The following is a 23,368-nucleotide window of genomic DNA, read 5'->3' as shown; positions in this document are numbered from 1 at the left end:
TAGTTTAATCATTAACCGTGCTCGTTGTATCCTTTTGCTTACCATTATCTTCATTCCCGTAATTGTCCCATTTAAACAAGTTCTCTAATAGTAGAGCTAGAATGATCCCCACTAATAATCCGCTGCTAAGAACTGGACGGACTACACTTGGAATAGTAACAAAATAAGATGCAGGGAGGGTCATAATCACAACTCCTACAAACAAAGGAACAGCAGAACGATAGACATTTACCGTATTGAATTCAACCTGTTTGAAGAAATTCAAAGAAGAATTTAAAAGAAGTAAATAAGAGACAAATAACGCTGCACTACCAATACTTAATGGAAGCTGTGAGAAAAAGTGACCAATTGGCGGAATTAGACCCATTACAAGAAACATTAATCCACCAAGAACAAAAGGAATTCTTTTTATAATTCCCGTCTGGCTTAGGAAGCCGATCGAAGATACGTAAGGTGAATTTGGAACTAGCCCAAAAAATCCAGCGATAAGTGTAAAAATACCTGTAATCGTAAAGGAAGCTCTGTATTCAGAATTAGTCGTTTCCACCTTATACATGCTTTCCGTTCCCTTTAGTGCGCCGATCGTATTTGCAGAGTTTAATAATCCTGCGATAACAGTCGTCATAATAATTCCGATATCCCATGCAGGCTTACCTAATGGAAATAGCTCAAGGCCAAACGAGGTAGCTTCACTTACAGGACTTTCCGGCTTAAAAATAAGCGCATAAACAATCCAACCACCGATAATACCGATAAGGAGACCATAGCGACGTACACTTGAAGGTGCCTTTACACTAATCAGGATTACAATAATCGCTACTATGATTGACAATAAAGAAATAGATACGTCGATATGAGCATCCGCTGCCTGGTTACCAAATGGAATACCTAGCATTCCCTTTAAAAAGATTCCAATTAATTGACATCCGAACAAAAACATAAACACACCCATTACGGCAGGTTTAAATAAATTGGCCAGACGAGGTCCTAGCCCTGTTACACCAATCAAAAAAGTCAAAATCGAGGTAATGATAATTCCAACGGTTAAACTGCCCCCTAAAATAGGTAATGGCATCCCTTGTGCCGCAGCTGTACTACATAGCGTTAAAATTACCCCCCACCATAGGCCCGATTGCCCTTCCATAATGGCTCTTTTATGCCCCAAAAACGCTTGCACGATACATGCCAATCCTGTCACGATAAAGGAAAGCTGAAGCATATTGACAATTGTGCCAGGGGAAAGTTCGAAAGCCGCTCCGACAGTGATCGGTATGACAACAATGTTCGTAAAAATAAAAAAGAGCCACTGTAAGCCCGAAATCCAGTTGCTTGATTTTAATAATTCGTTAATAACAATCACCTTTCTTTTTATGAATAACAACAGTCTCAATGCCCAGTAGAATAATACCTACTAAATGCATCTGTACTGGATGTATGACCAAGATAGTATTCCCTAATTTTTAGCCTTTATCTATTCTAGTCTACAGCTATTGATTGAAATTGTCATTGTTTACTATGACCAATTTCAGCTTTGATTTTTGTTTACTTTTAACGTAAAATGGATAGTATAGGAACAAGAGTAATATTTCTTATGGAAACTTTAGTAGAGAGGGTATTCGCATGAAAACCATAAATGATTTATTTATATTAGAAGGCATGAAAGAAGGTATTGTACTTGCAGGCCATCGTGGTCTAACAAGAAATGTACAATCTGTAAATATATCTGATACACCTGACGTGATTAACTTTTTAGGCGAAAATCATCTTCTCCTTTCAACGGGATATGCTTTTAAGGATGACACAGAGAAGTTCTGCGAGCTAATCAAACAAATGCACGACTTAAATTGTTCTGGTCTTGTTATCAAGATTAGCCGATTCTTTCACCAATTACCGCCTGAAGTAAAGTTACTGGCTGATAATCTTGCATTTCCGATTATTGATCTGCCAACAAAACATACATTAGGGGAAGTTTCTCGTCACATATTGAATTATTTGAATGATCATGAGGCAGAGCAGCTATACTATGCGTTACATGTGCAAAAAGAGTTCTCCAACATGCTTATAAAAGGATATAGTTTAAGCGCTCTATTAGAACAATTAGGCTACCTTTTGGCACGTCCGGCACTCTTATTGAATCATAGAGGAGAAATGATTGCTCAAAGCCACGACTTTGTGAAGGAATCCATGAAAGAGATAAAACAAGAGATTCTTCAAAAAGTAAAAGAAGACATACTTGTTGCACGAGAAGGAACAACGTTTTCCATTCCATCAAGGGAACACCAAAACGTTTCCACTTTCCCTGTTCATACGAAACGGCAATATCCTAGTATGCTAGTCATTTTCGATTCGCTTACCTTGCCATATCCATCTTCGCAAATGGCAATCGAACAAGCAGGCAATGTCATTTCATTTACTATCGTAAAAGAGCAAGCAATCGAAGAAAACTCGCGATTGTTAAAAAATAATTTCTTTGCTGATTTAATCGAAATGAAAATCCAATCTGACGAAGAAATATATAGCCGCTCTAACTATTATGGACTTCAAAAAGGGATGGAGAATGTCTGTGTAGTATGTACAATCGATGCCCAAGGAGAAGTATATGAAACGTTGCAACTTTATGAGAAAAAGGTCGGAGAGCTTCATAATAGTGTTTACGATCAGCTAGAAGATGAAATTATACATCAAAATTTAGAAGCAACTTTATTCACAAAAGGGAAGTACTTCGCAATGATGTTACAATTCCCTAAATACGGCGACGAAGAAATTAATACAATTACCCAATTCGTAGAAAATGTCCAATCAAGCTTTAATGGCGATTTTACTCTTTCCTTTGGAGTAAGCCACTCAGTGCCTTCTCTCAAAGAGATACCGACAGCTTATTATGAAGCTGTGGAAGCGATATTAACCGGGTATGAGCAAAATTTAAAAGGATTTATAAAATATTACAAAACAAGGGATTTAGAAGAATTATTAAAGTCTCTTCCTCGTAAAGACTTAAAAGCTCTTTATGAAAATACATTAAAATCTTTGGCCTATCCAAAAACAAAAGAAGATCAGGAACTGGTAAAAACGATTCAAGTTTACTTAGATGCCCAATGTGAGTTTTCGGAAACATCTCGAAAATTATTTGTCCATCGGAATACAGTAAAATATCGAATAGAAAAAGCTGAGGAACTGTTAAACTGTTCACTTCGCGATCCATCAGACTCTCTACGTATACGCGTAGCCCTCGTCATCGGCTCTATTCTGTTAGATGAGGAAGAAGCATTTAGTTAAGAATGTTTAAGCATCTTAAGCCGGACAGCAAAAATCCCAAACCTGAAGAGGTTTGGGATTTTACCATTTATGCATTCACTTTTTTGGAAGCAGTGATTTCTCCATTTTCAAATACAACTTGACCAGCTACAATTGTGGATTTAACTTTTCCTTTAAACGTCATACCTACATAAGGTGAATGTTGGTGACGATAGAATAAATCTTCATTCTTAAGTTCAAAGCTTTCTTCTAAATTTACAAGCGTTATATCCGCATCGTATCCTTTAGCAATTGTCCCTTTGCCATCAAGCTCAAATAATTTTGCAGGGTTTGTCGCTGTTAAAGCTACAATTTTCTCTAAAGGCAGGTTACGTTTGAAATATCCTTCAGTTAACATAACATTTAATGTTGATTGAGCACCGGAGATACCGCCCCAACCTTCGAAATAGTTATCTGTTATTGTTTTCATAGAAGCCGGAGCTGGTGAATGGTCAGAGGCAATTACATTAATCTCTCCATTTGCAACTGCAGCCCATAAATCTTCAACCTCATCTTCATCGCGTAGTGGAGGACAGCACTTCGCCAATCCACCTTTTTCTTCAAGATCTTTTACAGTTAAAGCTAAATAATGCGCGCAAGTTTCAACTGTGATATCGACGCCTCGCTCTTGCGCTGCTCGAATAACTTCAACGACCTTTCTACTACTTGCATGGACAACATGTACTTTACAGCCAGTTGCTTCTGCGTAAGAGATGATTCTTCTTACAGCTTCAATTTCTGAAATAATCGGTCTCGATTCAACAAAATCTCTTGCAGTCGTTTTACCTTGTTTTTGCTTTTCTTCAGCAAGCTGATCACAAATAACTGTACTTTCAGCGTGAACTGCTAAACGAGATCCAAGAGAAGCGATTTCTTTCATCCCTTTGAAAATCGTTTCATCGTCCACATGATTGAAATCAGCAATACCACTCGGTGACATGAATGCTTTGAATCCGATAACACCATTCTCATGTAGTTCTTTTAAATCTGCAATATTTTCAGGAACTAGCCCGCCCCAGTAACGAGGATTTACAATCGATTTTTCATCCGCACAAGCCTTTTTTAGGTCTAAGTTTTCTTTGTTGATCGTTGGCGGTGTACTATTTAAAGGCATATCGAAAAAGGTTGTAACTCCTCCAGCAGCTAAGCTTCGACTTCCTGTTTCAAGTCCTTCCCATTCAGTTCTTCCAGGCTCATTGAAGTGAACATGCGTATCAATTAACCCAGGCAAAACATGAAGTCCTTCTGCATCGATCACTCGATCTGCAGCGCCTTCAAGAGATTGACCAACCTCTTGGATTTTCCCGTCTTTAATCGCAATATCCCCTTGAACAGTGGATTCTGCTGTAACAATTTTCCCATTTTTGATAATCAAATCGTATGTAGTCATCATTCATTCCTCCAAGTATATATCCCTTTGCCATGATTGTATTGGAAAATGACAAAGGGATTGAATAAACCATTTATTTAGCAGAGATTAACTTTCCAATCGGTTCTCCAACGATTCCATTTTCTAAATCAAATACGACATTTCCGCGGACAATTGTTTTTGTTACGCGACAATCAATTTTTCTACCTTCATATGCACTATGTTTGTTTTTGTAGTAAAGGTCTTCTCTTTTAACTGTATAAGACTGGTTAGGATCCACTAAAATGATATCGGCATCTTTGGAAACTGCAATTTCACCTTTATGAGGAATATTGAAACGTTCAGCTGGAGTTGTTGCAATTAAGTCAACAAATTTGTTAACGGCTAATCCACGCTGTTTAACAGCTAAGTCAAACATAAGATCGACATTGTTTTGCGCGCCGCTAATTCCACCCCAAGCTTCCCAAATATTCCCTTGTTTTAAATCCTCTGTACAAGGTGAATGGTCAGACGTTAGCCAGTCAATATTCCCATTAAGAAGCTCATCCCATAATCTTGCTTGGTCTTCCGCTTTTCTGATCGGAGGTTGACATTTTGCTCTTGGTCCAATTTCATCAACTTGATCGGCAGTAAAGGCAAAATAATGAGGGCATGATTCAACCGTTACATCTACACCTTCTGCACGTGCTTTCAAAATAGTCTGTATTGCCTCTGAAGTGCTTATATGAACAAGATGCAATTTACAACCAGTTTCTTTCGCAAAAAGAATCGCACGTGAAACAGCTTCCACTTCTGTAAAAATAGGACGTGATTCTGCATATTCTACTCCAGAGTTTTTACCTTCTCTTTCATATTCTTTAGCAAGTCCAGATGTAACAGACGCGTTTTCTGCATGGATACATAGGATTTGATCCAATTCAGCTAACTTTTGCATCCCTTTGTATAATGTGTAATCATCTACATTTACGAAATCTTCCGGAATATCACTTGTAATATCAGATAAGAAACATTTAAAAGCTAGAACACCAGCATCAGATAATTCTTTAAGTTTGTCTAGGTTCTCAGGTACAAGTCCACCGTAAAATGCGTAGTCTACATAGTTTTGATTGACTGCTGCTTCCAACTTAAGATCTAATGCCTCTTTATTGATTGTCGCTGGAAGTGCATTAAGCGGCATTTCCACATAACTAGTCGTTCCACCAGCAGCTAACGATTTAGATCCTGTTTCAAAACCTTCCCACTCTGTACGTCCAGGTTCGCTAATATGAACATGCGTATCAATCATACCTGGCATAACATATTGACCAGTCGCATTTATTACTTCTTTCGCATCATCCGTGATTTGTTCGGCAATACAAGAAATCTTTTCGTCTTTAATCCCGATATCCAATTTGTAAACACCATCACGCAGTACAACATTTCCACCTTTAATAACTAAATCAAAAATCATTTGAATTCCCCTCTCAGCTATCATAGTATACTTACCATTCTTTCCTAATCATTCGATTAGTCACTTCTTTTATTAACTATTCTCCTTATGTAACTCCGGAGCTACTTCTAACAATTTTCCTTTTAAATGCCTAAATTCAAGCACTGTGTAAAGAACAAAAGCTGTAATGATCCCTACAAACCACGACATATCGTAAAGCGGTTTTAAAAAGGGAACGAAATTGCCAATTAAACAAACGACGCCTGCAATGACTGTTGTTACAATCGCGTTTACATTAAAACCCTTTGTATAATGGTACCTTCCCTTTTTGGCATCATATAATGCATCCAAATCAATATTTCTTTTGGATAAGATGAAATATTGAGCTAACATGATACCGGTAACCGGAGCTAATATCCCACCAACTATATTTAAGAAAGTAAACACACTCGTTGCACTTTCCATCAGTTTCCACGGCATTGTAAGAATCCCAATGATGGCTGCAATGATTGCACCTGATTTGAAAGTGATACTTTTAGGAAATAAAGAGGCTAATTGGTAACCAGCAGGTACAATATTCCCGGTAACGTTAACCGACAATGTTGTTAAGCATAGAGTAAGAACAGAAATAGCAACTGCAAATGCCCCGTCAAACCGAGCCACAACATCAAGTACGTTCCATATTGGTGTACCAAACGCTATTTCAGATCCAACAATAATTGCGATACTTGCAATAGCAAACAAAAGATACGTCACAACAACACCGACTGTTTGACCAATCGCTTGTGTTTTTGTAGATTTTGCTAGCTTCGTGAAATCGGAAACGTTTACAATCGGCGCTGCCCATGCTGCAACTATCGCTGTTAAAGCAGCGAAGAAAATCATAAATTTATTTCCTTCGATTCCTGTGCCAGTATACGCCAAAATAGGCCCAATTCCGCCCGCTAAGTTAATGGCCCAAATTGCCATTCCTCCAAAAACCATATAAACAAGCGGTGAAAGGATATTCGTAAATTTTCCTAAGAAACCCATACCTCCAAAAATCAAAGCTACATTAAATAACCAAAAGATTAAAAACGATAACAGCGCCGGCAATGATAACCCTAAAAGGCTCCAATCTCCACCTAACGTTAAATACTGTGGCCAAAGCTTTCCAATTAAGATAGACAACGCTTGGCTTCCAGCGAACGTTTGAAAGCCGAACCACATAATCGCAGAAATAACTCCCCTTAAAACTCCAGGAATCATTGCTCCTTTTGGCCCGTATGATAAACGCAACAGCATTGCAAACGCTATTCCATACTTTGATCCTGCATGACCGTTAAGGACTAGCATCAATGCAATGATGACAGAAGCAACCATAATAGCTACAAAAACTTGACCGACCGACATCCCTAAAGCAAAAAGACCACCAATGGCAATATAGTTTGGAATGTTATGAACAGAGCCCATCCAAACAGTGAAAAAATTTCCTATGCCCCAATTTCGATCCACTTCTTTAGTGGGTAAAACATCATTACTATAGCCGGCAGCTATCGCTTTCTCTCTATTAAAATGTTTCAAAAAGACTTCCTCCTTATTACAATGCCACTAGTGCTCATCAGCTATGAATAAAACTGTATTAATCCTCTAAGATTAATTACTATAACAGTGAACTACATTAGTATACAAAAAATTAGTTATACTTCTTTAGGTCAGTTAACCAAAAGCACCAACTTTTATTATTCATTGTAAATAAGGAAGGAAAGTATTATGTTCATCTTAAACAAATCATTATACAAAATGAACAACAAAAATACCTTGTGGAAATAGATATCCCACAAGGTATTTTCAGAAAAAAGTTATTTCTCGAAAATTGTCCCTTTTTTGAAACTTGAACCTTTAAAGGCATATTTCGATAGAAGATAGTATGCTATTCCTGCTACCACAACACCAATTATCCATGCAAGCTCCACTTCAACAAACGCTGCGGCAGCTCCGATAAACATCGCAAGCAACCCTGCTGGATTGTAGCCTGCATAAGAACCTTTTTCATTGTACAACTCACCAGTATCTACTCTCTGTTTTCTTAAAATATAATATTCAACCAACAGGATTGAGATAACAGGACCTAAAAATGCAGAGTAGATAAGAACGAACATATTTAGACCAGCCGCTGATGACTCTTGAATTAGTAACCAAGGGAATGCACATAGAGCAAGCAATCCTGTAATTGTTACAGAAATTTTGTATTTTAATTTTGTTAGTAATGTAATTACATACGCTGGTGGAACAACGTTCGCTACCATATTTGTCGCAATTACTGTAATAACGATAAATAGTGATACACCTGCAGAAATATATGGATTATCGATTACCATCGGAAGTGCTATCGCAGGATTTGTTACACCTGTCGCAGAAGCTAACATAGCACCAATAACAATAACAAAACCATATGAAATAGTGATTGGAACAAAGTATAATGCTCCACGTTTTTTATCGCTTATACCCGTTTTCAACTCTCTAGAATAGTCTGCAGCACTTACAAAGATCCCTGCATAATTTCCTAAAAAGACCATAATCAGTGCAAAGAAATGTATTCCCCATGACCCTTCTGCTTGTACCCAAGTTTGAGTAATCTCAGTGCCGTATGATGTTACAAGGATTCCAAAAACATAAATAAGTCCTATCATGAAAATGATTGACGCAACCGTCTCTACCCATTTAATAGCATGGAAACCAAATAGTGATATAACAATTTGGAATAATTGAAGACCTACAAAACAAATAACAATATTATTAAAAGATCCATTCGTAATAATCTTTAAAAATTCATTAAGTGCAGTACCGCCAATCCAGCTTTGAATACCATACCAAACAATAGCAGGTATACCGCGTAGTAATGACGAAATAACTGTTCCCTTTGTACCGAAAGACATTCTAAGCTGTACAACGTATGGTATACCTGTTTTATAGCCTAGTCGGTCATTTAATGCGAATATAGTGGATATGATCCCAATGGAGATTAGAGCTGCCAACATTGTTTGGAAAATGTTTAGCGTTGCTACTCCCGCTATAATTACACTGGCTCCTAACGTCATATTCCCTATGTTAACCCCATCGCCCATCCACATGAAAATATAGTCTCTCGGCTTAACGGTTCTATCCTTTTCGGAATTTGGATGTAGTGATTTATCTAATCCAGTGGCATGTTCAATTTGCGTTTCTTTTGCATCGAAACTTTCATTTGCTGTAGACATTTGTCATACTCCTTTTTTTATCGACTGATGTATTTAAAGCTACGTTTATTTTTGACGATAAATAATAGTTTAACCTGTTGCTATATAATTATTACACTATACGCAGTGTTTGCATTTGGAATGGTAATTTTCTTTCCATAAAAGCAGTTCACTTTAATTAGTAAAATAACTCCGAGTCACATTAGATTAACTTTACTATCCTCTCGAAAACGGTTTCACGATGAACAAGATTTATTATACATAGCTTTAGCCCAAAGGTCTTTATGTCTATTAAACAAAATGTACAAACCCTCACTATATATACTGCATAACATTTATGGATATAGTAGCTCCTTTGTATAGTCTTTTGTACACAATGAACAAAAAAATTCTATGATTAAATAGACAATAAATCATAATTATTGAAATACAGGGGTTGATATCCAATTACATTTTTATGAAAGTTTAATGACAATTTTCCGACAATCATTAGAACTAATGGCTTATTTTGATCCTAGCAAATATAAACCGAGCAACTTACTACGTAGTATGTTTATACCCCACGCATAACATACAAAACACAACTTCTCGCATTAATTGTAAATTTTATGTGGCTATCTAAGTTTTTTATAGTTTTTAAGTAAAGAAAAAGCACTGGAATGTTTACCAGTGCTTTGGGATAGAGAGATAGCCTCACTTTCTCTTAAATCATTATGCGTTTCTCTTAGCAATCATTTCAATTTCTACTTCCGCACCCAGTGGTAATGCTAAAACTGCCACACAAGTTCTTGCTGGATATGGTTCTTGGAAGTATGTTTTATAAACCTCATTCATAGCAGAAAAATTATTCATATCCGTTAGATATACATTTACTTTCACTACATTATCAAATGTTAGATTAGCGGCTTCTAATACTTCAGATAAATTGGTAAAGCATTGCTTGGTTTGTTCTGCAATGTTTCCTTGTAAATTTTCTACCGTCCCGGTATTCATTGCCGTCTGACCAGATAAAAAAAGAAAATTATCCGCTTCTACTGCATGTGAATATGGTCCTGATGCTGTTACATTTTTTGCACGATATGTCTTTCTCATAATACTCTAACACTCCTACTCTTTTCATTGATAAAATTTAATATTTTTGAATTTTTTCTCGTTCAAGAAGTTCAATAATCTTTAATCCAATTTGAACTAACAGCATTTCTTCCGCATCATCAAAATTCATCCCTGTTATTTCTTTGATGCGTTCAATACGATAGACCGCTGTTTTATGGTGGATAAAAAGAAGCTGAGATGCTTTCGTGGCATTTTGATTGCATTGTAAGAAAACTTTTAATGTAGTTATCAAATCTGATTTATTTGCTTGCTGATAGTTTAGCAACAATTGTAATGATGGAGGAATAAAAGTCTTTAACTCTTCAGAATTAGTAAACTTACCTAACATCCTAAAGACCCCTAGTTCAGAATAGGAAGTTACGAACTCCCTACCATTTAAAACCTCTCCAAATTCTAAAGCATCCTGAGCCTTTATGTAACTTTCGGAAATTCTATTAATATTTTCTGATAGCGTTCCTATCCCTACTTGAATAATTATTTCGTTAGCCTGCTTTTTTACCAAATCTAATATACTCGATACTTTTACTTTAATTTTGATTAACCACTCGGGGTCTTCTAAATCGACTTTCCATAGCACTACTTTTAATCCGCTTTTACTACCCATAATTACGTTCGGTAAATACTGATCAATAGCCTCGTGAAGCAATGTCTCTTCATTGGCATTGGAAATTCCTCGTTTCACTTGCTTCGAAGAATTCAGTTCATTCATTTTGCTTATTTTGAACAAAACAACCGCAAATGATCCCTCTATATCCCAACCAATTAAATTGGCATCTTGGTAAAGAATATTGGAAGGTAATTTCCCTTCGATTAATTGTTCCAGTAAATCATTTTTAAATCGTTTGTCTACTTCTGCTACAGCAAATTTTTTAACTAGTTCAAGCGAAAGGGAAGTTGCAGCATTTTCAATTGCAATAAAATCGAGCTCTTCCAAAGGTTTATTCATTTCACCTATTAATAGATACGTTTTTATATGGTTAATCGTTTCAATTGGAACAACTATTTGATGTCCAATTTTCTCTTTTTGTTCCGGGTACCTAACGATTTGACGGTAATGCGGAAATTTCATCTTTTCTGTTTCGTCAAAGTAATAATTTTTTCAACAATTTTAAAATTAGTTAAACCAGGGAGTGTGGAAGCTATGCAAAAGAAATTTCGATCAAATAAGGCAACAGGATTTCCAATTAAGTTCTCTAATGTCTCAATTATTTTTTCTGGACTTTCATCAGCCAATGATAGAGCTGTAATTGGTCATGGATTTCTTTATAATACTGTAGTTTTTTTACTTGCGTATTCAATATTTCTTCCATTACTGGATATAGAACATCTACATAAGGGACTTCTTTAGGAATTTGGATGATTGGCAGCCTACACTTTTCCGCTTCATCGATGATGGACTGGGGAATTTCTTTTACAAATCGATGATTTTTAATCACTAATGCACTAACATCTTTTTCAGCTAACTTCGCAATAAACTGCTTTTGCTCCTGTTCGTTAAAAAAACGGATTGGATATAGACTGGTCAATATTAGTTCTCCACCTTTTAACCAGTCAGTAATATCTGGAGCTTCCATTATAGTAGAACCTTTTACAACTTTATGCAAATATTGCTCTCCACTTAAAACAACGGACTCTTTGAGTGATGATAAATTCAAAACATCTTTCACACGAAATTCCACATAACTCCCTCCTTTCCAGTCGAACAAAAGGGCAGAGAAATGCCTCAGCCCTTTGTCATCCGTTATTGATTTTCTTTTATTATATAAACTTTAATATGCTTTTGGAAAGTGGCCATTTTCAAAAACAACCTCACCACTTACAATGGTTGTCTTAACTTTCCCTTCAAACGTCATACCTACATATGGTGAATGCTTATGACGATAGAACAAATCTTCATTTTCTAATCTAAAGCTTTCATCTAGACTAACAATCGCGAAATCGGCGTCATAACCGACCGCGATATCTCCTTTATTGGTTAAGCCAAATATTTTCGCAGGATTGGTTCCCATTAACTTCACAATCTTTTCCAAGGGTAGGTTACGCTTAGCATAGCCTTCTGTCAGCATAATATTAAATGTAGATTGTGCTCCAGAGATGCCACCCCAGCCCTCGAAATAATTATCCGTAATCGTCTTCATGGAAGCAGGCGCTGGAGAATGATCTGAGGAAATCACATCAATCTCCCCATTAGCAACCGCTACCCATAATTCCTCTAGTTCCTCTTCATCTCGTAAAGGAGGAGCGCATTTTGCCAAGCCGCCTTTTTCTTCTAAGTCTTTCACAGTTAATGATAAATAGTGCCCACAAGTTTCGACTGTTACATCTACGCCTCTGCGTTTTGCTTCTTCTACTACTTGAACCACTTTTCTGCTGCTTGCATGGACGATATGCAGTTTACATCCCGTTGCTTCGGCATAAGAAATAATTCTTCGAACAGCCTCTATCTCTGAAATAATCGGTCTTGATTCCACAAAGTCACGCGCAGATGTTTTCCCTTCCTGCAACTTCTTCGTTGCCAACTGTTCACAAATTACTGTGCTCTCCGCATGAACACCAAGTAATGAACCTATGGAGGCAATTTCTTTCATCCCTCTATAAAGTGTTTCGTCGTCAGAATGATGAAAATCATCTATACCACTTGGCGACATAAATGCTTTAAAGGCGACGACACCATTATCGTAAAGTTCCTTTAAATTATCAATGTTTTCGGGTACTAGGCCGCCCCAGTAATTCGGATTTATAACCGACTTTTCTTCGGAAAGCTTTCTTTTTAACTCTAAATTTTCTTTGTTAATTGTTGGAGGCGTACTGTTTAAAGGCATATCACAATAAGTCGTTACACCGCCCGCAGCCAAGCTTTTACTGCCTGTTTCGACTCCCTCCCATTCCGTTCTTCCAGGTTCGTTGAAATGCACATGAGAATCTATGAGGCCCGGGAAAACATGAAGTCCTTCAGCGTTTATTTCATTGGTACCCTTTGCACTAATACCTTCATTTACTGACACTTCGGCAATCTTGCCATCCTTAATCCCAATATCTCCTCTAGCAACTGACTCCGAGGTGACAATGTGCCCATTTCGTATAATTAAATCATAATTTGTCATGATTATCGCTCCTTTACTTAAAAAAGTTCAAAAGACTATTTTATTTTTCAGCAGACAATAGTTTTCCGATTGGTTCCCCTACAATTCCTTTTTGTAAATCGAAAACTACATTTCCACGTACAATCGTTTTTGTTACACGACAGTCAATTTTTCTGCCTACATAGGCGCTATGTTTATTTTTGTAATATAGTTCTTCCCTTTTAACAACATAGGACTGATTGGGATCTAATAAAATAATGTCTGCGTCTTTATAAATAGCTATTTCCCCTTTATAAGGTAAGTTAAAACGTTTGGCAGGGTTAAATGCGATTAAATCGACAAACTTTTCTATTGCTAAACCACGTTGTTTTACGGCTAAATCAAACATTAAATCCACATTATTTTGAACGCCACTAATTCCGCCCCATGCCTCAAAAATGTTTCCTTGCTTTAAATCTTCCGTACATGGTGAATGGTCAGAGGTTATCCAGTCAATGTTACCTTTCAATAACTCGTCCCATAACTTCGCTTGGTCTTTTGCTTTTCGGATCGGCGGTTGACATTTTGCTTCTGGACCAATTTCCGCTACTTGTTCAGCAGTCATAGCAAAATAGTGAGGGCATGATTCCAGCGTTACATCTAACCCTTCCGAGCGTGCTTTTAAAATTACTTGAACGGCTTCTGATGTACTAATGTGTACTAAGTGTAATTTACATCCTGTTTCTTTTGCAAACAAAACGGCACGCTGAACTGCATCCACTTCCGTGAAAATTGGACGCGAATCAACGTATTCAGCTGCAGAGGTCCGGCCTTCTCTAATCATTTCTTCCGTAAGCTTAGATGTAACAGATGGGTTTTCAGCATGGATACATAGAATCCCACCTAATTCTGCTATTTTTTGCATTCCCTTGTACATCGTATAATCATCAACATTCGTAAAATCTCCAGGAATATCACTTGTAATATCGGAAAGGAAGCATTTAAACGCCAGAACACCTGCATCTGCTAATTCTTCTAGTTTATCTAGATTTTCAGGTACAAGCCCACCATAGAAACCATAGTCCACATAGTTCTGATCGACCGCGGCATCAAGTTTTAGGTCAAGTGCTTCTTTATTAATGGTTGCCGGTAATGCATTTAGCGGCATTTCCACATAGCTCGTCGTACCTCCAGCCGCCATCGCTTTTGATCCTGTTTCAAACCCTTCCCACTCAGTTCGACCAGGTTCACTAATATGAACGTGCGTATCAACCATACCAGGCATCACATATTGCCCACTTGCATCAATAACTTTTTTTGCATCATCTGTAATTTCTTCAGCTATACAAGATATTTTTTCATTCTTCACACCAATATCCACTTGGCGGACTCCTTCTCGAAATACAACATTCCCATTTCTAATAATTAGATCATACATCATTACAGTTCCTCCTTATATTCTTCCAAATTAAATTGAAGATGAAATGTTCTAGACTAAACACCTCATTAAAGTTTTGCAATATGTGACCATCATTTCCTAACAATTAGTTATTCCCTAATACACTCTTTTTATAGATGGGAAGCATACAGCAAGCGCTTTTCAATAAAGATAATTTACTTTTATGATATAATTTCATATTGAATCATTAAATTGACTAACAAAAACTACTCTAGAGAAAGTGTGTGTTACAACAATGAAAACAACTGTCGTTTACAAAAAAGAAGAACAATTTGAAATAAAAGCAGATTTTTATCCCACTTCTATACAGTTTGCTCCTGTCATTGTTTATATTCATGGTGGTGGTCTATTTTGGGGATCAAGAGAAGATATGAAAGAAGAACAGGTTGAATTTTATTTGGAAGCAGGATTTAATGTATTTTCGATTGATTATCGGCTTGCACCTGAAACAAAAATTCCTGATATAGCAACAGATATTGCAGATGCACTTTCTTGGCTAAAGAATGAAGGGATAAACCAGTTTGACTATAATCCAGAAAAAATAGTAGTGATTGGCGGTTCAGCAGGTGGCTATCTTGCTCTTCTATCTGGAACGTTTGATATAAAACCACAAGTGATTGTCTCTTTCTACGGTTACGGTGATATAACTGGAGATTGGGCTTTAAAACCAAGCCCGCATTACAAAAAAATGACAGCTGTACCGAAAGAACTTGCTGACATGCTCGTATCCAATGAAGTGATTACCGTTGGACCGATTCAAAAACGTTATGCCATCTACATGTACGCAAGACAAAATGGGGATTGGATTAGAAAAATAAGCGACATGGATATAGAAGAACTTAAGTCATTTTGCCCATTATACACTTTAGATTCGAATTATCCACCAACCCTTTTATTGCACGGGACAATAGATGAAGACGTTCCTTACGAACAATCGGTAGCCATGTCTGAAGCATTAACGAAAGCGGGAGTAGAAAACCAATTGATCACTATTCCAAACGGCAAACATGTATTTGATGAAGATTGGCAAAATGGGACTATACAAAATGCATTTGACGATGTCATTCAGTTTCTAAGAAAGCAACTTCAACAAGTTAATTGATCCAAAATCAGAGAGGATGTCTACTCAATTTGAGCGGAACACCCTCTTTCGTTATCTACAAATTTCTAAAACACCAAAAATAACCACTTCTCTAATATAGAGAAGTGGTTATACCTTTACTAATTGTTTGTAAAATACACTGTTTATACTATATGACTAATCACATGCTCGGAATGATTATTTTATCTGATTCGACAGTTTTAAAGCCATTCTTTTTGTATTCATCATATACATTTAATGCCGCTTGTAAACTTTCGCCTCTATCCACATTAAAGCCTTTACGTATAAGCGTCCCTTCTAACGCTGAAAGAACATGAAGAATATTTTTCTTACGGGAACTATATCCCATAGCACCGATTCTCCAAATCTTACCATGAAGAGGACCAAAAGAACTGGCAATCTCCACTTCAAAATCTTCTAACATCATAGAACGTACTTCATCACCATCAATTCCTACGGGTATTTCGATTGCAGTAACAACAGGTAGTTTGTGCTTTTCATCGCCAAATATATCTAACCCCATCGCTTTAATACCTGCAACTAATGCTTGTTCATTTAACTTATGACGGGCAAATCGGTTTTCAAGTCCTTCTTCAAGAATAATACGAAGCCCTTCCCGTAAAGCATATTGCATACTTGTCGCTTCCGTATGATGGTTAAGACGGACAGGACTCCAATAATCCTGAAGCTGTGCTAAATCAAAATAATTACTCATAATTCGATTATCCGAAAACTCGCTCTGAGAGGTTTTTAAGCCTAACTCAATACTTTTTCTTTTATTTATCACTTCTTCAACCCGTTTGTTATAAGTAATCGGGGCTAATCCAGATGGAACAGATAAACATTTTTGCGTACCGCCAATAACTGCATCAAGCTTAAGCTCATCCACTTTAAGGTCAACTCCACCTAAAGATGCTACAGCATCAACAACTAACAGAACATCTGCATTTCTGCAAGCTTCACCAATTTCTTTTAATGGCTGCATGCAGCTAGTTGAAGTTTCAGCATGAACAATAGCAACAATTTTTGGAGAAACTTCGTGAATTTTATTGATGACTTCTTCAGGGTCAAAAACCTCTCCCCAAGGAACTTCCATTGTTGTAACCTCTGCTCCATAACGCTGGCAGATTTCAGTTAACAGATAACCAAATCGTCCGTATATTGGAATCAAAACCTTATCGCCAGGTTCAATAATACTGCACAGAACAGCTTCCAAACCTGCTCTGGAAGTTCCATCAACCGGGAAGGCCCATTGATTTTCTGTTTGAAATACAGCCCGAAGCATTTCCATTGTTTCATTCATGATATTCGTAAATGCAGGATCAAATTGTCCTAAAATCGGGGTAGCCATCGCCCTTAATACTCTTGGATCAACTTCTACTGGTCCAGGTGTCATTATCGTCCTAAGTGGTACATTTAGATCTGTGTACTTTACCATATATCTTAACTCCTATTGTGAATGTATTTTTATATCAAATGAATAATTATAAAGAAAGTTCATTCAAACAATATGTTTGAAAAAAATAATAATTTGATTTTAACAGGGTGAAACGTTACAATCAAGGGTTTATTCAAAAAGTTAAATATAAAACGCTTTCAATTTTAATAGATATTTATACACAAGATATTATTAATATGCCCACAAATTAGTCCTTCCATTTCGTTTTCTTCAGCAAAATTGAATAAGGAACCAAAATATACCTATAAAATTTTTAAGAGAAGAAAGCAACATTAGGTGAAACCCAGCCCTCTTTTAATGTGAAGACTGGGTTAATTATAGAAATTTGAATAAGAATTATCAGTTACTCAACATTCACACTGTCGATACCATCGGCCACTCTCAGCTTAGCTCCATCAATGTCATCTAGGAGATTTTCCACCAAATGAAGTCTCTCCCCCGCGTCGATTCTGATACCGTTAGCAGCCTGTCGCATAACATTTGACTCGATCTTGATGTCTGAGGGAATTCCTTTTCCCCGTCCATCAGCACCCCGATCCTCAGCGAGTCGAATAGCCCAGAACCCTTCAGCACCTCCAGTAATGTAGTTACTGAGCAACTTCGTTCCCGGCCCATTTTGGACTTCTATGCCAACCTTTGAATTTTCCCCAGCGCTGACCCAGTTGTCCTCGATTAGAGTATCGGGAGTTCCTAGTATAACGAGGACTCCTTGACGATTTCCAATCAGGTTGTTGGAGTGCACCCAGTTTCCAGGCCCTGAGGCATCGTGTTTGTTCTTGTCTCCTCCTGAGTTGCCTAGCGCGATGCCCGCCCGCTGACCGCCAACGATCGTGTTACCTCGGACTTCGTTCAGGTATTCACCTTCCCCATGCAAGTCAATAGCATCAAGGCGACTGCCGACAATGGTGTTGTCTGCCACGAGATTGTTGTGTGTGGAAAACTGAAGCAGAATAGCGTGCCGAAGATGCCTGCCATCGAAGGTATTGCCGATGATCACATTGTGCCGGGAGTCGTTGGTGGCATCTGGATCGTGTTGGTCCCTTGATCCCTCGATAGCTATGCCGTAGCCTTGTCCACCGGGACCGACGGCAGTTGCCTCACTGATGTAGTTTCCAGAGAGCGTCACCTCACGACTTGCCTTGACCGAGATACCATGGCGCTCGAACCTGCGAATGCTAAGGTTCTCCACCAGTATTTGAGAGCTAGCTTGCCCTTCCTTGGCTCCGAGGTGAATCCCGTACATCGGACCGCCACCTGCATCGCCGTCGTCGGGATCGTCTCCAAGAGGTCCCTCATGACGGGAAGTGATAGTGAAATCAGCGATGCGAACATCGTGAACGCCCGAGCCCCGGATCACTCGGCTATCCTCCTCTCCGTCGAGGGAGGTCAGCAGGATGGTGTTCTCTTGACCCTCACCGCGTAGATCTACGCCGCTACGCAACACGATGTTCGCAGACTTGTCGTCCGGTTCTGTGGAGCGCAGGTCATACGTGCCGGCTGGTAGCAGGACTTCGTCACCGGGTTCAGCATTGTCCAAGGCCTCCCGAATGGCTGCTGCGTCGTCGTGTGAATCCGGATTGGGATCTGCTCCAAAATCCGTAACATTAAGTCGCTTTCCCGTGACCGGACCAGGTGTCGACACCGCAATCGGCTCACCAGACCTATCCACTAAGCCAGGGAGCTGCCAGTCCCCTTGCTCAGTCGGTCTAAGTTTCACAACTTCTTCATTCTTTGAAGGCGCAGGTTCTACAGCTTCATCGTTCTCGATTGGCCCAGTGGATTCCTCGACGGTGCAAGCAGTCAAGAAAAACACCAAGCCAACCATCCACCATATATGCACCAGTCCTCGCTGGCTGCTTCGAACTAATTCTTTCATCATTTCTCACGTCCTTTCTGAACTCTTTTCGTCTCTCTCATTTTCAAGAAGGTGACGAGAAAAGCGGTGAGCGCAAACGCTCACCGCTTTTGTGATGTTCTGACATCACTCCATAGCGAGGGGACTATTTCTTTGCGTCGCCCTTGCCATTGTTCCCTTTTTTGTTGCCATTGTCTTTATTAAGTTTGAAGTTCAACGGGATGTCTTTTTCCAATGGAGTATCTGCCGAGGAGCCACCGACATGTACACGGTATTTTCCATCAACAGTAGACCACTCGCCATCAGCCCAGTTCGCTAGATTGTCCGGTTCTTCCGGAATAAAGTAAGAGAACGGATGGTTGGAATCATCTTGATTAATACGCATAGTCACGCGTTGACTCTCACCTGGCTCAAGGTCAACCTTCTCGAAGTTAACAAGACGTTTGGTTGGCTGTCCTGCCTCATTCGGCAATGTCAGGTAGACTTGTGCGGCTTCTTTGCCGGCAACTTCACCAGTGTTCTTGATTGTGAAGGATACGTCAATACCCGACAACGAGCCGTTGTTGCCTTTTCCTTTCGAATTTCCTTTACCACGAACCTTCTTAACCTTCAAGTCATCATACTCGAAAGTCGTATACGATAAGCCGTACCCGAATGGGAAAACTGGCTTCACATCGTTTGCTTCATACCAGCGGTAGCCCATCTCTAGACCCTCCGTATACTTGGCAATTAATTGGTCGGAACCATCACCATATGGTCCTGGACCGCCTACTTTGCCAGTATCTTGACGTGTTCCAGGGAATTGCTCCTCTGTTGCGAACGCAGCTTCACGCTCAGTTGTACCGAATGTCATAGGCAACTTACCAGAAGGGTTAACTTTACCGTAAACCAAGTTTGCTACAGCATTGCCATCCTCCATGCCTGGGAACCAAGCCTCAAGCACAGCAGGCACTTTATCCAACCACGGCATTAGTACCGTACCGGATGTCTTCAAGACCACAGCTGTATTCTCTGCATTGGCCTCCAAGACTGCATCAATCAGCGGCTCCTGTTCCACCCAATCCTCTCGATCCTTATGTGTGTCAAGGTCGATAGCTGGGAATCCAAGGGTATCACGGTCCACAGTCTCATGTGGGTTGTCTCCGACCATGAGCAGTACAACGTCAGACTCAGCAGCCAGCTCAGCTGCAGCTTTTGGATCGCGACCATCGTTGTATGTCACTTTAGTATCATAGCCCAATTCCTCGATAACGTTCTCTAGTCCTTCTTGCGGAGTGACCGTGTAAGGAGCATTTACGTTCTCATTATTGTCTCGTATGGAGCGTGGGGACATCTTTGCCTCACCGGCAAACCATTCAACACCGATTAGTGCAATAGACTCCGGTTCACCGTTTAGTGGTAGGAAGTCGTTATCATTCTTTAAAAGCACGGCGCCTTCCTCAGCCATCTTTCGTGCACTAGCACCATTAGCAATCGGATCGACTATCTCCGGTAGAAACTCATCGTAAGGTTCATCCATATGGCCGAATTCAATCATTTTGATGTAACGCGGACGAAGAAGATTGTCGATGTCCTCCTCTGTCACCTCACCTGAATCAAGGGCATCCTGGATTATCTCCTCCGTATAATACTGTGGTGCCCAGTCTAGCTCGACATTCGTACCGGCCTTAATGGCAGCAACCGTGTCATGAATTGCACGACGGTCACTCATAACATATCCGTCAAAGCCCCAATTGTTCCGTAGTGCATCTTGAAGCAATTCAGAGCTGTCACAAGCATAAGTACCGTTAACGTCCGGGAAAGAACACATCACTGAGGCTGGATCAGCATCCTTTACAGTCATTTCAAAAGGCAGCATGTAAAGCTCGTTCATAGCCTGTGAAGGAACTTGGACACCCATCGTCCATCTCTCCGTTTCTTGCTCGTTGCCGGCCAAATGCTTAAGCTGTGCTTGAATCCCTTGCCCCTGGATGCCTTTGACTTGCTCGGTAGCCAGTATACCCGTCAAGTACGGGTCCTCACTGAAGTATTCATAGTTACGACCACCGTACGGGTGACGTATTAAGTTCATGCCCGGTCCGAGCAACACGTGATGAGCGAAGGCACGCGTCTCTTCGCCGAGAATTCGACCTGCCTCATAGTTCAGCGCTCGGTCGAAAGTCGCAGCCAAAGCCGGGGTAGATGGTAGTCCCGTCGCCTCTGGGTCATTACCACACGATCCGCCTTTTACTCCCGTACCACCATTAGTCATACGGACAGTGGGAATGCCTAATTCGTCAATCCCATGAATCTGACGGCCGGTGTCCTGCCACTCACAACCAGGCAAGGTACCCTCGGGTGCGAATTCGCCGTTCTGATACTTACTAGTACCACCCTTGTTGATCACAATCGTCTCTCCGGTGTCGTTCTCATTAAAGCGTGAAATGGCGATTTGTTGGATTTTCTCTTCCATTGTCATCTCATCGAGAAGCAGCTCAGTGCGCTCCTCAGCAGACAGCTTGGTGTTCATCCAAGGGTTATTCCCTTCCGATTCTCCATTCATTGCATTAGCAGGATTTACTAACGAAGACATAGAAATCGTTGCCGTTAAAATAATTGCACTAATTCGTCTTATCATCCTAAATTCTCCCTTACAATCTACTCTCCAATTATTATCTTTTGAATAATTATTATTTCAACTTTCTCTCTCCCTTGCTATCTATTCCGTGTATCAGTATAGAGAAAAACTATTACACTAGCATGAACGACAAATTACAGATTGATAACAAAAAACACTATATTGGTAACACTTCTAAAGTCCTTAAAATGCTATTCAAGCACTAAAACAAGCATTGATTCGTTAATTAAGTGATTACAATGAATCGAAATAATCATTATTATAAATATAATAAAATTAGATAAAAGAATTACTATTTATAAAATATGCGTTGATCCGAAAGATAATTGGAAATCTCATGGAAGGTGACAAATGAATATCGTCCCTTAATTACATAGACTTCTGGTAAGAGGCTATATATATGAACCAGTAGAAGTAGTAGAAGCTTTATGGTTAAATGAGGGATTGGCAATAATTTAATGGGCATCTTTTCACACCTCTTTTCTAGAAAGTTCTGTTAGCATTCAAACTAATCGTAGACGAACCGGGCACTCCAACGATCAAATCACTAAGAATATTCATCTCCAATTAAACAAGTAATGAAAAAGAAGCATCTCAAAAGTTTATACAACTGATTAGATGCCTCTAGATTATCCTATATGTTGTTTTATTAATTCAGCAATTCACTTTTACTATACATGCACCCTTTCAATATCAAAAAGAGGGAAATGAATATTCTCCTTTATTCATCCCCCTCCTTTTTTATTCAATTCGAATTCATTGGACTGCGATCAATTATGCTAGAGTCACTCTTATTTTAAGAAGTTCATAAAGTTAGCAAATGAAGCTACTAGGTCTTGATAGTACACTACCATTTTATCCTTCAAAGAGATTTGTTCGGATTCTTTTTCTACTTCATTTTGACTCACTTGTTCTGTTTCAGCAGCTAAATTTTCTTCTTCATTTACTGCTTGCACTGGATTTTCCACTGATTCTACAGTTTCTTGCTCTTGTGTTTCTACATCAGAAGCTTGCTCTTCATTTTCTACATTTACTGGTTTTTCTAGATTAACGTCAGCATCATTTGTTAGGTCTGTGTTTTCGATATCAACTGAGATGTCTTGAGATGCATCTGCCTCTTTAGTTGATGTATCTGTTTCATCTGCATCGGACACTACATCAATAGCTTCCACGTTTTCAGATTCTTCACTTGTTTGAGCTAATTTTTGTTCAATAAGAGTTTGATAATATCCAATAACACTGTGATAGCCATCACCGATAAATTGATAAGCTTTATCTACCCATGCACTAGAATCATCTACTTGGTCTTCTTCAGCATTGGGAGCTGCCGGTTCTTCTGTGGCTTCGTCTTCAATTGCTTCTGTTTCATCTGTTGCTCCGTCTTCTACTGC

16 protein-coding genes are annotated in these 23,368 nt (G+C 39.0%); 2 read left to right on the top strand and 14 right to left on the bottom strand.

What is annotated here, in order from left to right:
- Nucleotides 1-4 precede the first annotated feature (4 nt).
- Nucleotides 5-1,390 carry a uracil/xanthine transporter gene (locus OR571_RS07315; RefSeq protein ID WP_282242183.1) on the bottom strand — a complete coding sequence of 462 codons (1,386 nt, stop codon included), beginning with the start codon at nt 1,388-1,390 and terminating at the stop codon, nt 5-7.
- Between the two features lie 230 nt (nt 1,391-1,620).
- Between OR571_RS07315 and OR571_RS07310 the strand changes: the two genes are divergently transcribed.
- Nucleotides 1,621-3,276 (top strand): PucR family transcriptional regulator, encoded by a 1,656-nt coding sequence (locus OR571_RS07310; RefSeq protein WP_282242182.1) that lies wholly within the window; start codon nt 1,621-1,623, stop codon nt 3,274-3,276.
- A gap of 67 nt (nt 3,277-3,343) precedes the next feature.
- Here OR571_RS07310 and OR571_RS07305 read toward each other — a convergent pair whose 3' ends face one another.
- The 9 genes from OR571_RS07305 to allB (OR571_RS07265) form a co-directional block, all read right to left on the bottom strand.
- A complete protein-coding gene (locus OR571_RS07305; RefSeq protein WP_282242181.1) occupies nt 3,344-4,684 on the bottom strand; it encodes an allantoinase in 1,341 nt (446 codons plus the stop codon).
- Nucleotides 4,685-4,757: 73 nt separating this feature from the next.
- A complete protein-coding gene (gene allB / locus OR571_RS07300; RefSeq protein ID WP_282242180.1) occupies nt 4,758-6,113 on the bottom strand; it encodes an allantoinase AllB in 1,356 nt (451 codons plus the stop codon).
- Nucleotides 6,114-6,185: 72 nt separating this feature from the next.
- Nucleotides 6,186-7,655 carry an allantoin permease gene (gene allW / locus OR571_RS07295; protein WP_282242179.1) on the bottom strand — a complete coding sequence of 490 codons (1,470 nt, stop codon included), beginning with the start codon at nt 7,653-7,655 and terminating at the stop codon, nt 6,186-6,188.
- A gap of 278 nt (nt 7,656-7,933) precedes the next feature.
- Complete coding sequence (locus OR571_RS07290; protein WP_282242178.1) at nt 7,934-9,331, bottom strand: NCS1 family transporter; 1,398 nt, start codon at nt 9,329-9,331, stop codon at nt 7,934-7,936.
- Nucleotides 9,332-10,021: 690 nt separating this feature from the next.
- Nucleotides 10,022-10,402, bottom strand: coding sequence for a Rid family detoxifying hydrolase (locus tag OR571_RS07285; protein WP_282242177.1), 381 nt, complete (start codon nt 10,400-10,402; stop codon nt 10,022-10,024).
- Nucleotides 10,403-10,439: 37 nt separating this feature from the next.
- Nucleotides 10,440-11,492, bottom strand: a complete 1,053-nt coding sequence (locus OR571_RS07280) for a PucR family transcriptional regulator (RefSeq protein ID WP_282242176.1) — start codon at nt 11,490-11,492, stop codon at nt 10,440-10,442.
- Between the two features lie 136 nt (nt 11,493-11,628).
- Nucleotides 11,629-12,102, bottom strand: a complete 474-nt coding sequence (locus tag OR571_RS07275) for a PucR family transcriptional regulator ligand-binding domain-containing protein (protein ID WP_282242175.1) — start codon at nt 12,100-12,102, stop codon at nt 11,629-11,631.
- 90 nt (nt 12,103-12,192) lie between these two features.
- On the bottom strand, nt 12,193-13,527 hold the full coding sequence (locus OR571_RS07270; RefSeq protein ID WP_282242174.1) for an allantoinase: 1,335 nt from the start codon (nt 13,525-13,527) through the stop codon (nt 12,193-12,195).
- Between the two features lie 40 nt (nt 13,528-13,567).
- Nucleotides 13,568-14,926 (bottom strand): allantoinase AllB, encoded by a 1,359-nt coding sequence (allB, locus tag OR571_RS07265; RefSeq protein WP_282242173.1) that lies wholly within the window; start codon nt 14,924-14,926, stop codon nt 13,568-13,570.
- Nucleotides 14,927-15,179: 253 nt separating this feature from the next.
- Here allB (OR571_RS07265) and OR571_RS07260 point away from each other — a divergent pair, with 253 nt between their 5' ends.
- Nucleotides 15,180-16,046: an alpha/beta hydrolase gene (locus tag OR571_RS07260; protein ID WP_282242172.1), complete on the top strand. Its 867-nt coding sequence runs from the start codon at nt 15,180-15,182 to the stop codon at nt 16,044-16,046.
- Between the two features lie 160 nt (nt 16,047-16,206).
- Here OR571_RS07260 and OR571_RS07255 read toward each other — a convergent pair whose 3' ends face one another.
- The 4 genes from OR571_RS07255 to OR571_RS07240 all read right to left on the bottom strand — a co-directional run bounded on the left by OR571_RS07255 (nt 16,207) and on the right by OR571_RS07240 (nt 23,149).
- The gene (locus tag OR571_RS07255) at nt 16,207-17,484 is read right to left on the bottom strand and encodes a pyridoxal-phosphate-dependent aminotransferase family protein (protein WP_282242171.1); all 1,278 of its coding nucleotides are present in this window, start codon (nt 17,482-17,484) and stop codon (nt 16,207-16,209) included.
- A 364-nt stretch (nt 17,485-17,848) separates the two neighbouring features.
- A complete protein-coding gene (locus OR571_RS07250) occupies nt 17,849-19,384 on the bottom strand; it encodes a right-handed parallel beta-helix repeat-containing protein (RefSeq protein ID WP_282242170.1) in 1,536 nt (511 codons plus the stop codon).
- A gap of 121 nt (nt 19,385-19,505) precedes the next feature.
- Nucleotides 19,506-21,977: a beta-glucosidase family protein gene (locus OR571_RS07245; RefSeq protein ID WP_282242169.1), complete on the bottom strand. Its 2,472-nt coding sequence runs from the start codon at nt 21,975-21,977 to the stop codon at nt 19,506-19,508.
- Between the two features lie 791 nt (nt 21,978-22,768).
- Nucleotides 22,769-23,149 (bottom strand): hypothetical protein, encoded by a 381-nt coding sequence (locus OR571_RS07240; protein WP_282242168.1) that lies wholly within the window; start codon nt 23,147-23,149, stop codon nt 22,769-22,771.
- Nucleotides 23,150-23,368: the final 219 nt, after the last annotated feature.

The organism is Psychrobacillus sp. NEAU-3TGS (genome assembly GCF_029955155.1).
Classification (GTDB): domain Bacteria; phylum Bacillota; class Bacilli; order Bacillales_A; family Planococcaceae; genus Psychrobacillus.
Note: the sequence above shows the minus strand (reverse complement) of the source record. Positions and strands in the feature narration are given on the sequence as shown.